We start from the raw sequence: 13,460 nt of genomic DNA, 5'->3' as shown, positions 1-13,460 counted from the left end.
CAATGAGTTCCGCCAACCTCACTCGCGAAGAGACGGCGGCTCGCGCCGCCGGCATCCGACTGCACACCGTCGAGGTCGACCTCGACCTGCGTTCAGCCCCGGATGCCGCGGCGACGACATTTCCCACGCGGTCGACGTTCGCGTTCACGGCAGTGACCGACACCACGTGGGTCGACTTCATCGGTGAGAGCGTCATCGAGGTGATCGTCAACGACCGTGCGCAACCGGTCGAGTGGGACGGTGCGCGCATCCGTCTGCGGGGACTCGTGGTCGACGCGACGACGCCGAATGTGGTGCGCATTCACGCGACGGCGCGGTACAGCACGTCCGGTGAGGGTCTGCACCGCTTCCGCGACCCCGTCGATGACGCCACCTATCTGTACACCCAGTACGAGCCTGCCGACTGCCGTCGCGTCTACCCGTGCTTCGAGCAGCCGGACATGAAGGCGCGCTGGCGCTTCACCGTCGCCGCCCCGACGGGCTGGGAGGTGTTGTCCAACGGCGCCGAGACTTCGCGCGACGAGGTCGCCGGGGGAGTGCGCGTGCACTTCACCGAGACGCTGCCGCTGTCGAGCTACATCACCGCCGTCGCCGCGGGTCCCTACCATCGCGTCGACGGCACGCATCGCGGCACGCAGGCCCCCATCGCTCTCGGTGTGCTCTGCCGCGCGTCGCTCGCCGCTCACCTGGACGCCGACGAGATCCTCGACATCACCCGACGGGGCTTGTCGTTCTTCGAGGACGCGTTCGACTTCCCGTACCCCTGGGGGAAGTACGACCAGATCTTCGTCCCCGAGTACAACCTCGGGGCCATGGAGAACCCCGGACTGGTGACCTTCACCGAGGCGTACGTGTTCCGCGGTGCGTCGACGACCGCGCAGTACGAAGCCCGCGCGAACACGATCCTGCACGAGATGGCCCACATGTGGTTCGGCGATCTGGCGACGATGCGATGGTGGGATGACCTGTGGCTGAAGGAGTCGTTCGCCGACTACATGGGCACGCATGCTGCCGCGGCCGTGGGGGGCTTCCCGGACGCGTGGGTCAGCTTCGCCACCCGGCGCAAGGGATGGGCATACACGCAGGACCAGCTGCCCACCACGCACCCGATCGTCGCCGATATCCCTGATCTGGAAGCCGCCAAGCTCAACTTCGACGGCATCACGTACGCAAAGGGCGCGTCGGTGCTCAAGCAGCTCGTCGGCTTCGTGGGGGAGGAGGCCTTCTTCCGCGGAGCGCAGCGCTACTTCGCCCGACACGCCTTCGGCAACACGACCCTCCCCGACCTTCTCACGGCTCTCGAGGAGGCGTCGGGGCGTGATCTGGCGGCGTGGAGCGCAGCGTGGCTGCAGACGACCGGTGTCACCGAGCTCAGTGCCGAGCGCACGTCGGACGGCTTGGAGCTGGACGTCTCGACGGTACGCCCCGACCGGGTGACCGTGGGGCTGTACGGCGACGCGGGCGGGCGTCTCGTGCGCCGCGGCGAGATCGCGACCGATGTCGTCGCACCGCGCACGCCGCTCGAGGGGGCCCGGCGTGATGACGTCGTCCTCGTCGTCCCCAACGACGACGATCGCACCTATGCGAAGGTCCGTCTGGATGCCGCGTCCACCGCGGCCGTCGCCCGCGGTCTGTCGACGATCGACGACGCGCTCGCGCGCGCCGTGATCTGGGCGGCACTGTGGAATGCGACGCGCGACGGCATCCTGCCCGCGCGGCGCTACATCGACATCGTCGCGCGCCATGCGCCGGAGGAGACGGATGCGGCGCTGCTGACGGATGCGACGGCCCGCGCCGCGTTCACGATCGGCCATTTCGCCGCGGATGATGACCGCGCCCCGCTGGCCGCGCAGTGGCTGGACACGGCGTGGAATGCGCTGAGCCACGCGACACCGGGCTCTGACGCTCAGCTCATCTGGGCACGTACGGTCGGCACCGCGACATCGGTCTGCGGCGACCGCGCCGCCGACCTGCGGGCAGCGCTGTCCGGAGCCATCCCGCCGCCGGCGGGTCTGCCGCTGGACCCCGAGCTCCGCTGGGCGTGGCTCATCGCCCTCGCCACGAGCGGAGACGCCGACGAGGCAGACATCGCACGCGAGCTGCGCACCGATGACACCGCGTCGGGACGCGTGGCCGCGCGGACCGCGCGGACCGCTCACCCCGCGGCATCCGTCCGCGCCGCGGCGTGGCAGGCGGCATGGAGCGACGAGACGCTGACCAACGATCACCTCGATGCCACGATCGCCGGCGTGCGCGCGGGCGGACGCCGTGACCTGGTCGCCGACTTCGACGACGACTACTTCGCACGTATCCTGCCCACCTGGCAGTCACGGTCGATCGAGATCGCCCGTCGTCTGGTGATCGGCCTGTTCCCGGCATCCCCGTCGCTCGACGCCGCCGACGCCTGGTTGCGAGATCACCCGGACGCGCCGGGGGCCCTCCGTCGTCTCGTGATCGAGCAGCGCGACGGCCTCGCGCGCGATCTGCGCGTGCGGGCGGCACAGCCCTCGCGCTGAGCCTACCCGGGCGTCGCCACCGGACGCGGACATGAAGAACGGAATCGGATGCCGCGACGTGCGGCATCCGATTCCGTTGCGTTCCTCCGAATCCGTGACGACGGATCCGGCAGTATCAGCCGCCGATACCGCGAATCGGCGGGTGGTGGAAGGTGTCGCCGAACGCCCGCTCCGACGCGCCCTCGCGGTCGAGGTAGGGTGAGGCGCCGCCGTCGATGAACGGCCAGCCGGCGCCCAGGATGAGGCACAGGTCGATGTCTTCGACCTCGGGCACGACACCCTCGTCGAGCATCAGCTTGATCTCGGTGGCCAAGCCGTCCTGCACGCGGCGCAGGATCGTGTCGGCGGATGCCGGGGCCGACGCAACATGCCCCTTCAGCGCCTTCTCGGCGGCCTTGGTGAAACCGGTGACCCGTCCGCCCTTGTCCTTCTCGACGACCTCCGGCAGCTCTGCGAGCTGATGGAAGTTCTCGTTCGCGTAGAAGCGGTCGGGGAACGCATGGACCATCGTGTCTTGGACGTGCGCAGCGACCTTCCAGCCGACGAGATCGATCAGCTGGAACGGCCCCATCGGCAGGCCGAGCGGCGCGAACGCCTTCTCGACATCCGCGACGGGAGTGCCCTCATAGACGGCGCGGGCCGCCTCGCCCATGACCTTGGCCAGAAGACGGTTGACGACGAAGCCGGGGGCATCCGCGGTCAGCACCGCGTTCTTGCCGAGGCCCTTCGCCACCACGAAAGCGGTCGACAGCGCGGCATCCGTCGTGTCCGACGTCTTGACGATCTCGATCAGCGGCATGACCGCGACCGGGTTGAAGAAGTGGAATCCGACGAGCCGCTCGGGGTGCGCGAGCTTCGAGCCGATCTCCGCGACCGACAGCGACGAGGTGTTGGTCGCGAGAATCGCATCCTCGGCGACGATCTTCTCGATCTCACCGAAGACGGCCTGCTTGACGCCGACCTCCTCGAAGACGGCCTCGATGACGAAGTCGCAATCGGCGTACAAGCTCTTGTCGGTCGTCCCGGTCACGAGCGCGCGCAGCTTGTTCGCCGCATCGGCATCGAGGCGGCCCTTGGCCTCGAGCTTGCCGATCTCGTCGTGAATGTAGGCGACACCCTTGTCGACGCGAGCCTGATCCAGGTCGGTGATGAGCACCGGCACCTGGAGCTTGCGCACGAACAGCAGGGCGAACTGGCTCGCCATGAGTCCGGCACCGATGATGCCGACCTTCGTGACCTTCTTCGCGAGTGCCTTGTCGGGGGCGCCGACGGGTCGCTTCGCCCGCTTCTGTACGAGGTCGAAAGCGTACATGGATGCCGCGAACTGATCGCCCGTGACGAGATCGGCCAGAGCCTCGTCTTCCCGCGCGAAGCCTTCGGCCTTCGTGCCGCTCTTGGCCTTGTCGAGCAGTTCGAGCGCGGCGTAGGGGGAGCGGGGGACGGTGCCGATCTTGGATTCGAGCATGCCGCGGGCCATCTTGATGGCGATGGGCCACTTGGTGAGGCGCTCGATCTTGCCCGGCTCGTTCTTGCGCTCGACCTTGACGGCGCCCGTGAGCACCGCGTCGGCCCAGGCCAGGGAGCTCTCGAGGTAGGTCGCCGCGGGGAAGATCGCGTCGACGATCCCGTAGTCGAACGCCTGCTGCGGCTTCAGCATGCGGTTCTGCTTGAGCGGGTTGCTGATGACGACCTCGAGCGCGTTCTCGATGCCGATCAGGTTGGGCAGCAGGTACGCGCCACCCCAGCCGGGGATGATGCCCAGGAACACCTCGGGCAGCGCGATCGCGGCTGCCGAGGCATCGACCGTGCGGTACGTCGAGTTCAGCGCGATCTCCAGGCCGCCTCCGAGAGCGAGGCCGTTCACGAAGGCGAAGGAGGGCACCCCGAGATCGCCGAGCGAGCCGAGCACTTTGTGGCCGAGCTGCGCGACCAGTCGGGCGTTGTCCTTCGAGCCCACCCGAGTGATGTCGGAGAGATCGGCGCCGGCGGCGAGGATGTACTGCTTGCCCGTGATGCCGACGGCCTGGATCTCGCCGGCGGCTGCGCGGGCCTTGAGTGCCGCCAGCGTCTCTCCGAGCTGGGTGAGGGTCGCCGGCCCGAGGGTGTTGGGGCGCGTGTGGTCGCGACCGTTGTCAAGCGTGATCAGTGCGAGCACTTTGCCCGAGGGCAACGTGATGTCACGCACGCGCGAGTGGGTCACGACCTCACCGTCTGCGAGTGCGGTGAGCGGGGAGAAGTCGATCTCGTCGTAGTTCGTCATGTCCGTCGTCCTCTCAGCGCTTGCGACCGTTGTAGTGCGGGTTCTCCCAGATGACCGACCCGCCCTGGCCGAGCCCCACGCACATGGCCGTGAGGCCATAGCGGACGTCGGGGCGTTCGGCGAACTGCGCGGCGAGCTGGATCATCAGGCGCACGCCCGACGCGGCCAGCGGGTGGCCGAGGGCGATCGCCCCGCCCCACTGGTTGACGCGCGGGTCGTCGTCGGCGATGCCGAAGTGATCCAGAAGCGAGATGACCTGCACCGCGAAGGCCTCGTTGAGCTCGAACAGCCCGATGTCGGCGATGGTCAGACCCGCCTTCTTGAGCGCCTTCTCGGTGGAGGGGATCGGGCCGATGCCCATGATCTCCGGTTGCACTCCGGCGAAGGCGAACGAGACCATGCGCATCTTCGGGGTGAGACCGAGTTCCTTGACGGCGCCGCCCCCGGCGAGCAGCGACATCGTCGCCCCGTCCGTGAGCGGTGAGGACGTGCCGGCGGTGACCCGCCCGTGGGGACGGAACGGGGTCTTCAACGCGGCGAGGTCTTCCATCGTGGTCTGCGGGCGACGGCCCTCGTCCTCCGTCGCCAGGCCCCAGCTGCCCTCGGCATCCTTCACCGCGACGGGCACCAGATCGGGCTGGAACTTGCCGGCCTCGTATGCCGCCTGCGCCTTGTGCTGGCTGAGCATGCCGAAGCGGTCGGAGCGCTCCTTGGTGAGCTGCGGGAACCGGTCGAAGATTCTCTCGGCCGTCACGCCCATGTTCAGCGCACCCGGGTCGACCATCCTCTCGGCCACGAACCGCGGGTTGGGGTCGGCGTTTGCGCCGATGGGGTAGTGGCCCATGTGCTCGACGCCGCCGGCGAGGGCGACGTCGTACATGCCGGCGCTGATCGAGGCGCCCATCATGGCGACGCTCGTCATGGCGCCGGCGCACATCCGGTCGATCGCGAAGCCCGGCACGGTCTGCGGAAGGCCTGCGAGGATGGCCACGGAGCGCCCGAGCGTGAGGCCTTGTTCGCCCGTCTGACTCGTCGCGGCGATCGCGACGTCGTCGACCCGGTCGGCGGGAACCGCGGTGTTCCGCGCCATCAGTCCGATCGTCGCCTTCACGGCGAGGTCGTCCGCGCGGGTGTTCCAGTACATGCCCTTCTCGCCGGCGCGACCGAACGGGGTGCGCATTCCATCGACGAAGTAGACGTCCGAGAGCTCGGCCACACTGCCTCCAAGGGTTGAGATTCAGTCCAGCGTACGGTGAAACTCAGTCTCACGGAAACGCTTGGAACGATTCTACGACGCGAGGTCGGAGGCAGCCTCGGTGGTCTGCACGGATTCGACAAACGCGCCGGCGATGACCCTCGCCGTCGTCTCGATCTGCCACGGACGCGCGCCATGGGCCGTGAGCGCTTCGCCGATGGATGCCGCATCGATCTCGGCCGGGGGAGCCCACGCGACCCGCCGCAGGGTGTCGGGGGTCAGAAGGTTCTCCGTCGGCATCCGCAGGTCGACGGCAAGCTGTTCCACGAGCGGGCGCGCCGCCTTCAGCCGGAGGTCCGCCGCCGGGTTGCGCTCCGCCCATGCCCGCGGAGGCGGCATTCCATCGCCGGAGGCGCGCTCCGCGGGCAAGGCGGGATCGGCGCGGCCGGCCTCGATCGCGGCCCACCACCGGTCGAGCTGACTGCGGCTCGCGCGGCCAGTGAAGTCCTTGACGCGCGCCAGATCCTGCTTCGTCTTGGGGTCGGCGATGACGACGGCCACCAGAGCGCGATCGGGAACGAGTCGACCGGGCGAGGTGTCCTGCTCACGCGCGTACTCCTCGCGGGCGATCCAGAGGGCTCGCGCGATCGCCAGCGCTCGGCGACCGCGGACGGTGTGCAGACCGCTGAGGCGCCGCCAGGGCTCCTCGCGAGCGGGCTTCACGGGCCGCGTACGCACCGTCTCGAACTCCTGAGCCGCGATGTCGGTCTTCCCCTGCTCCTCGAGCTCGTCGCGCAGCACCTCGAAGACATCCACGAGGTGCAGCACATCCAGCGCGGCGTACTCGAGCCAGGGCTGAGGCAGCGGACGCGTCGACCAATCCGCCGCGGAATGCGCCTTCGCGAGGGTGATTCCCAACGTGTCCTCGACGACCGCGCCGAGGCCCACGCGCTCATGCCCGAGAAGACGGGCGGCGAGTTCGGTGTCGAAGATCTGAGGCGGCTCGAGGTTCTCCTCCCGAAGGGAGGGCAGGTCCTGGCTGGCGGCGTGGAGGATCCAGGTGATGTCTCCGATCGCCTCTTGCAGCGGCGACAGATCGCCCACCGCAGGAGGGTCGACGAGGAAGACGCCGGCACCGCGCCGGTACACCTGGATGAGATACGCCCGCTGCGAGTAGCGGAAGCCTGATGCGCGCTCCACGTCGACGGCCACCGGGCCGGTGCCCGCGGCGAGCGCGTCGGCGGCGGCGGCGAGGCCGGCGGCATCCGTGATGACGTCGTACTCAGCCACGCGTTCCCCTTCCTGATGCACCCCGCTGCGAGCCGAACACGGCGATGCCCTCTGATCCCGGCGGCAATCCCGCCAACATGCACACGAGCTCCGCCCACGCCTCGATGTGGGCCGTCAGGTCACCGGCGGGCGTCCAGGACGACCGCAATTCGATCTGCGCCCCGTCGCCCTCGGCGGCGAGCGAACCGAACCCCTTCGACAGGGTCTTGGTCGCCGTGCCGGACTCCGAGTGGAAGGCCGCGCCGCGCGCCTCGAGCGCATCGACGAGCCACGACCAGGCGACGTCCGCGAGCAGCGGGTCGACGCCGATCTCGGCTTCGAGTGGAGCTTGCGCAAAACACACGATACGCCACGGCCCACCCCATGCGTCCGGTTCGGCAGGGTCGTGCATGAGGACGAAGCGCCCGGTGCCGTAGGGCGAATCCAGCCCGTCCGCATCCGGACGGACGTCACCCGCGAAGGCGATCGCCTCCGGGGCGAGACTCGTCGGAGCGGCGATCTCGCGTACGGAGAAGTCAGACCGGAAAGTCAGGGACCGCAGCTGCTCTGCGGCGCGTGCGAAGGCCGGTGTCTCAGCGGCGGGACGGGTGTCATCCACGGTCACAGACTAGGATGGGCCCACGATGAAGGCACCCAGGCGCGCCGCCCTCGGCGCCTCACGAATCGGCGCTCCGGCCACCCTGCGGATGCTAGCCCTCTCCCTCGCTGCGGCCCTGTTCGCGACGGCCGCGATGGCTTTCGCCGTCGCACTGCGCATGGCACGTCGAGTGGTCACCCCGTCAACGCGCGTCCCCGACACGCGCATCGTCGACATCGACGTGTCCGCGCAGACGATCACGTTGGCACGCACGCCCGACACGGTGCTGCCCGGACGCTACGGCCTGTTCACGACCGGTTCCGCCGACTATCTCAAGGTGGGCTCGGTGCTGGCCAGCGACGGCGACACCGTCAAGCGGAAGCTGCTCACGCAGGTCGGCGGTCAGTCGAGCCTCGATGCCGACGCGGCGTTCAGCGGCTGGTACTACCAGCGCCCGGAGGAACTGCATCTGCCGTTCACGCGCGAGCACGTGCCGGCGGCGATCGGCGCCTGCCCGGCGTGGCTGTTCCCGGCAGAGCCGTCGAGCGACCTCGACGACGAGACCTGGGTCATCCAGATCCATGGACGCGGCACGACGCGTGCCGAATGCCTGCGTGCCGTGCCGGTGTTCCATGCTCTGGGCATCACGTCGCTCGTCGTGTCGTACCGCAACGACGGCGACGCTCCGCGCAGCCGTGCCGGAGCCTACGCGCTCGGCGCGACCGAGTGGCGCGATGTGGATGCCGCCGTCAGCTGGGCTCTGCGACACGGCGCCCGCCGCATCGTGCTCATGGGCTGGTCGATGGGCGGCGCGATCGCGCTGCAGACGTCGCTCGGCTCCGCGCACCGCGAGCAGATCGTCGGCGTCATCCTCGATTCGCCGGTGGTGGACTGGCGCACCGTCCTCTCCTATCAGGCCAAGGCGTTGCACGTGCCCGCGCCCGTCACCGATCTGGCGATGGGAGCACTGCGCACGGGATGGGCGGCGCCCGCGATCGGCGCCGACGGAGCGATTCCGCTCGACCGACTCGACATCGTGGCGCGTGCCGCAGAACTGCGCCATCCCGTGCTCATCCTGCACAGCGATGACGACGGGTTCGTCCCGTCCAGCGCCTCGCACCGCCTGGCCGATGCCCGACCCGACCTGGTCGAGTTGCAGGTGTTCCGCACGGCGCGTCACACGAAGCTCTGGAACTACGACCAGCAGCGCTGGACCGACGCGATCGGCGACTGGCTGCGCGCACACGACCTGGTGGGCGCACCGGCGGTCGACGAGGGAGAACGATGACATCCACCGACTCCGGCACGATTCGCCTCGTCGATCGTCAGCCGGCGGTGTCCGGCGCAGAGATGGTCGCCGCACTCGTGCCGCCGCCGCAGTTCGACGGCGCGACCTTCGACACGTATCGCGCCGATCCGTCTTTTCCTTCGCAGCAGGAGGCCAAGGAACGGCTCATCGCGTTCAGCCTCGGCGGGGGTCCGGCTGAGCGCGGCGGACTCTTCCGCCGCGCGAAGAAGGTGCCGGAGATGAAGCCGGGCGTGTATCTCGACGGCGGGTTCGGCGTCGGCAAGACCCATCTGCTCGCGGCCATCTATCACGCGATGCCGGCGCGACGGAAGTACTTCGGATCGTTCATCGAGTACACCGCGTTGGTCGGAGCACTCGGGTACCAGAAGACGGTCGAGCTCTTCCGCGGAGCGGACCTGCTGTGCATCGACGAGTTCGAGCTCGACGACCCGGGTGACACCATGGTGATGACCCGACTGCTGGGGGAGCTGGTCCCCACCGGAACGCGGCTCGCGGCGACATCGAACACCCCGCCCAATGCGCTCGGCGAAGGGCGATTCGCCGCGCAGGACTTCCTCCGCGAGATCCACGCCATGGCATCGAGCTTCGAGACCATCCGCATCGACGGCACCGACTACCGTCAGCGCGCCCTCGATGGGCACGCCGAGGTGTGCGACGACGCCGCCTACCGCGCGGCCATCGATGGCGCCGCGGCATCCGGTGTCGTCTCGGACGACGCCTTCGCCGAACTGATCCGCCATCTCGCGACGGTGCATCCGTCGCGCTACGTGCGGCTGATCGAGAACCTGTCGACGATCGGCCTACGCGACGTCGTCACGCTGCAGGACCAGTCCGCGGCGCTGCGATTCGTCGCCTTCGTGGACCGGGCGTACGACGCGCAGATTCCCGTGCGCGCGACCGGTCGACCGCTCGACGAGGTCTTCGACGAGGAGATGCTCGCGGGCGGCTACCGCAAGAAGTACCTGCGAGCGATCTCCCGCCTGAATGCACTCACGCATTCCTGACCGCTCTCACGGGCGACGGATGCCGCGCCGAAACGTGATGTTTACCTGGGCACGTCGGCCGTAACCAGCGTGAAACACGACGCGGGTACCGGCGGTAACCGCGTACCGCAACACTGAGTGCGCTGGGACGTCCCGACCCCGAAACCGCGACGCCCCGGTCCGAGTTACACAACACATCAGTGAGGACCTTCATGGACAGCGGAAATCTCGCTTGGTATATCGCCGCTACGGCTCTCGTGCTCTTTATGACGCCGGGCGTGGCTTTCTTCTACGGCGGCCTCGTCAAGGCGAAGAGCGTCATCAGCATGATGATGATGAGCTTCGGCGCGATGGGTCTCGTCGCGGTGCTCTGGATCCTCTACGGATACAACATGCAGACCGCCGACTGGTGGGGCGGCATCCTGGGCAACCCCTTCTCCGACTTCGGCCTCGGCGCGATGGCGACCGGTGAGAACGCGACCGTGAACCTCACGGCCGTCGCCTACGGCGCCACCTTCGCCATCATCACCGTGGCCCTCATCTCCGGCGCCATCGCCGACCGCGCCCGCTTCGGCTCGTGGATGATCTTCGCGTTCTTCTTCGCGACGATCGACTACTTCGCCGTCGCCGGCTGGGTGTGGAACACCAACGGCTGGATCTTCAACCTCGGCACCACGCTGGGCTTCTCGACCGAGGTGATCGACTACGCCGGTGGAACCGCTGTCCACATCAACGCCGGTGCCGCCGCCCTCGCTCTCGCGCTGGTGCTCGGCAAGCGCGTCGGCTTCCAGAAGGGCATCCACAAGCCGCACAACGTGCCGCTGGTGATGCTGGGAGCTGCGATCCTGTGGTTCGGCTGGTTCGGCTTCAACGCCGGCGCCGCGGCCTTCTACGCTGCCCCCGAGGGCACCTCGGGAGACATCCTCTCCGGCATCGCCGGGGTCGGATCGCCTGCCGGCCTCATCGTCCTGAACACGCTGGGCGCGACCGCTGCCGCCATCCTCGGTTGGGCGATCGTCGAGAAGCTGAAGGACGGAAAGCCGACCGCCGTGGGCGCCGCCTCGGGTGCCGTCGCGGGTCTCGTCGCCATCACGCCCTCCTGCGCCAACCTGGCACCGGGCTGGTCGCTGCTGCTCGGTGTCATCGCCGGCGCGGTGTGCGCCCTCGCGGTGGAGCTCAAGTGGCGTCTCGGCTTCGACGACTCGCTCGACGTCGTGGGCGTCCACCTCGTCGGTGGTCTGATCGGAACGCTGTACCTCGGCTTCTTCGCCACGGGCACGGGCCTGTTCCTCGGCGGCAACGCCGACCAGCTGATCCTCCAGGCGATCGCTGCCGTCACCGTGCTGGTGTTCTCCTTCGTGGTCGCCTACGTGCTCGGCTTCATCATCGAGAAGACGATCGGCTTCCGCGTCAAGAACGAGGACGAGATCGCCGGCATCGACACCGTCGTGCACGGTGAAGAGGGCTACGCGCTCGTCGACTGACACGAATCCCTCGAAGGGGCGTCGGATCTCACGATCCGGCGCCCCTTCGGCGTGTGCGAACACATCCGACAGCGATTGGTAGCGTGAAGCCATGGCATCTCGCGACGGACGCGGCACTCTGACATCGCTCGTCCGGGGGATTCTCGGCCTCTTCGGTGGCCGCTCCCGCCCCTCGGCGCCCGCGAGGACGCCGGGGCCGTCGCGGCCCACCGCCCCCACGACGCTCAGCCCCGGTCAGGACGGACAGACGGCGACACGCGAGGTCCGCCCGCCGGCGCGTGGCGGTCTGACGATCAGATACGCCCCACAGCGTGACGGGGCTCCGGATGCCGGGGAGGTCGTGTGGACCTGGGTGCCGTACGAGGAGAACGACGGGCGCGGCAAGGACCGCCCCGTCCTGGTGATCGGCCACGACGGCGCCGACCGGGTGTTCGCGGTGCGTTTGACCAGCAAGGCCCACGACGGCGACCGTGATTACCTCTCCATCGGCACCGGGGCGTGGGACTCGCAGGGCCGGCCGTCGTGGGTCGATATCGAGCTGCTCTACAGCGTGCACGTGCGCGGGATGCGACGCGAGGCCGCAGCCCTGGACCGTCGACGGTTCGCGGGGGTCGCCGCGGCACTTCAGGGTCGCTACGGCTGGCTGAGCGAGGTCTGAGCGGCCCGGCGCACCCGGTGCCGGCTACTCCGCCCCGCGCTGGAGTGCGGGGGCGAAGATGATGATCGCGGCTCCGAGGAGCGCCACAGCCGAGCCGATGTAGTCCCAGAGCGTGGGTTTGAAGCCGTCGATGACGATTCCCCAGGCAAGGGAGCCGGCGACGAAGACTCCACCGTACGCCGCGAGCACACGCCCGAAGTGTGCGTCGGGCTGGAAAGCCGCGACGAACCCGTAGCCACCGAGGGCGATCACGCCGAGGACGGCGAAGAGCCAGCCGCGATTCTCGCGCACCGATTGCCAGATGAGCCAGGCGCCGCCGATCTCGGCGATCGCCGCGAGGACGAACAGAACGATGATCCGGGCGGTGGTCATCACGCCAGTGTGTCAGGCTGGCGTGTCGGTCGTGTTTCCCACTCCCGTGCGCGATCGTCTCGGCATCCGCGCGAAGAAGGGCTGCGGCCACGCACCGAGCGCCAGCACGGCGAGCACCGTCTGCACCAGCCCGGTGAGGAAGTACACGCCGTGCAGTGGCGACCACCCCAGCAGCAGGGCGATCTCGACGAATATCCAGATCATCATCACGAGACCGGATGCCGCGTGCAGCCCCCACGCGAGCACGTGCCGTCGTCGCTGCGCGATGAGCGCCACCAGCTGAGTGCCGCCGACGATGACACCGAGGATGAGTCCCGGCCACGCCCAGGAGGGAAAAGGCGTGCGCGCGAGCCATTCGTTCGGCATTCCGACACTGTCGCCGCCCGCGACCACGAGGAGCACACAACCGGCGGGAGCCGAGACCAGGCTGAAGAGGGCGACGACCACCAGCGTCTACGCGTCAGCGCCGCCGGGTGTTCGACTGTTCGCCGTGAATAGAAAACCCCCGGCTGAGCCGGGGGTTCGATGGTGGGCGATACCAGACTCGAACTGATGACCTCTTCCGTGTGAAGGAAGCGCGCTACCAACTGCGCCAATCGCCCAAGACCCGTGCGGGCCGAGACTCGATGCTACCGGATGCCGGGCTCCGGCACGAATCGTCCGGCATCCGACACCGGGACACGCGCGGGGCGCGCTCAGTTTTGCGATGGCGGAATAGTCGGCTAAAGTCGATCAAGTTCCCGGGGCAACCAGGGAGCACGCGGATGTAGCGCAGTTGGTAGCGCATCACCTTGCCAAGGTGAGGGTCGCGAGTTC

General features: G+C 68.7%; 11 protein-coding genes and 1 tRNA gene. 5 read left to right on the top strand and 7 right to left on the bottom strand.

The window, feature by feature from the left end; translation table 11 throughout:
• Nucleotides 1-2: 2 nt before the first annotated feature.
• Nucleotides 3-2,516 carry an aminopeptidase N gene (gene pepN, locus ABS64_RS10755; RefSeq protein ID WP_292683502.1) on the top strand — a complete coding sequence of 838 codons (2,514 nt, stop codon included), beginning with the start codon at nt 3-5 and terminating at the stop codon, nt 2,514-2,516.
• A 115-nt stretch (nt 2,517-2,631) separates the two neighbouring features.
• Here pepN and ABS64_RS10750 read toward each other — a convergent pair whose 3' ends face one another.
• The 4 genes from ABS64_RS10750 to ABS64_RS10735 form a co-directional block, all read right to left on the bottom strand.
• Complete coding sequence (locus tag ABS64_RS10750; RefSeq protein ID WP_292683501.1) at nt 2,632-4,776, bottom strand: 3-hydroxyacyl-CoA dehydrogenase NAD-binding domain-containing protein; 2,145 nt, start codon at nt 4,774-4,776, stop codon at nt 2,632-2,634.
• A gap of 13 nt (nt 4,777-4,789) precedes the next feature.
• Nucleotides 4,790-5,992 (bottom strand): thiolase family protein, encoded by a 1,203-nt coding sequence (locus tag ABS64_RS10745; protein ID WP_036290650.1) that lies wholly within the window; start codon nt 5,990-5,992, stop codon nt 4,790-4,792.
• Nucleotides 5,993-6,064: 72 nt separating this feature from the next.
• A complete protein-coding gene (locus tag ABS64_RS10740) occupies nt 6,065-7,261 on the bottom strand; it encodes an HRDC domain-containing protein (protein WP_292683498.1) in 1,197 nt (398 codons plus the stop codon).
• Entirely contained in the window at nt 7,254-7,859 is a 606-nt protein-coding gene (locus ABS64_RS10735) for a DUF3000 domain-containing protein (RefSeq protein ID WP_036290729.1), read from the bottom strand. Before ABS64_RS10735 ends, ABS64_RS10740 begins: the two co-directional genes overlap by 8 nt.
• 25 nt (nt 7,860-7,884) lie before the next feature.
• On the opposite strand from ABS64_RS10735, the gene ABS64_RS10730 reads away from it, so the two are divergent.
• The 4 genes from ABS64_RS10730 to ABS64_RS10715 all read left to right on the top strand — a co-directional run bounded on the left by ABS64_RS10730 (nt 7,885) and on the right by ABS64_RS10715 (nt 12,272).
• The gene (locus tag ABS64_RS10730) at nt 7,885-9,126 is read left to right on the top strand and encodes an alpha/beta fold hydrolase (protein ID WP_005049508.1); all 1,242 of its coding nucleotides are present in this window, start codon (nt 7,885-7,887) and stop codon (nt 9,124-9,126) included.
• Nucleotides 9,123-10,151 (top strand): cell division protein ZapE, encoded by a 1,029-nt coding sequence (zapE, locus tag ABS64_RS10725; RefSeq protein ID WP_292683494.1) that lies wholly within the window; start codon nt 9,123-9,125, stop codon nt 10,149-10,151. The genes ABS64_RS10730 and zapE overlap by 4 nt, the downstream gene beginning before the upstream one ends.
• Before the next feature lie 191 nt (nt 10,152-10,342).
• Nucleotides 10,343-11,614, top strand: a complete 1,272-nt coding sequence (locus ABS64_RS10720; protein ID WP_016465228.1) for an ammonium transporter — start codon at nt 10,343-10,345, stop codon at nt 11,612-11,614.
• A gap of 91 nt (nt 11,615-11,705) precedes the next feature.
• Complete coding sequence (locus ABS64_RS10715; protein ID WP_292683491.1) at nt 11,706-12,272, top strand: type II toxin-antitoxin system PemK/MazF family toxin; 567 nt, start codon at nt 11,706-11,708, stop codon at nt 12,270-12,272.
• Nucleotides 12,273-12,296: 24 nt separating this feature from the next.
• On the opposite strand, the gene ABS64_RS10710 is transcribed toward ABS64_RS10715, so the two are convergent.
• The 3 genes from ABS64_RS10710 to ABS64_RS10700 all read right to left on the bottom strand — a co-directional run bounded on the left by ABS64_RS10710 (nt 12,297) and on the right by ABS64_RS10700 (nt 13,246).
• Nucleotides 12,297-12,644 (bottom strand): YnfA family protein, encoded by a 348-nt coding sequence (locus ABS64_RS10710; protein WP_292683489.1) that lies wholly within the window; start codon nt 12,642-12,644, stop codon nt 12,297-12,299.
• Nucleotides 12,645-12,656: 12 nt separating this feature from the next.
• Complete coding sequence (locus ABS64_RS10705; protein WP_292683487.1) at nt 12,657-13,091, bottom strand: hypothetical protein; 435 nt, start codon at nt 13,089-13,091, stop codon at nt 12,657-12,659.
• Between the two features lie 79 nt (nt 13,092-13,170).
• A tRNA-Val gene (locus ABS64_RS10700) sits at nt 13,171-13,246 on the bottom strand.
• Between the last annotated feature and the right edge of the window lie 214 nt (nt 13,247-13,460).

Origin of the sequence: Microbacterium sp. SCN 69-37 (assembly GCF_001724435.1) — a bacterium.
Classification (GTDB): domain Bacteria; phylum Actinomycetota; class Actinomycetes; order Actinomycetales; family Microbacteriaceae; genus Microbacterium; species Microbacterium laevaniformans.
Note: the sequence above shows the minus strand (reverse complement) of the source record. Positions and strands in the feature narration are given on the sequence as shown.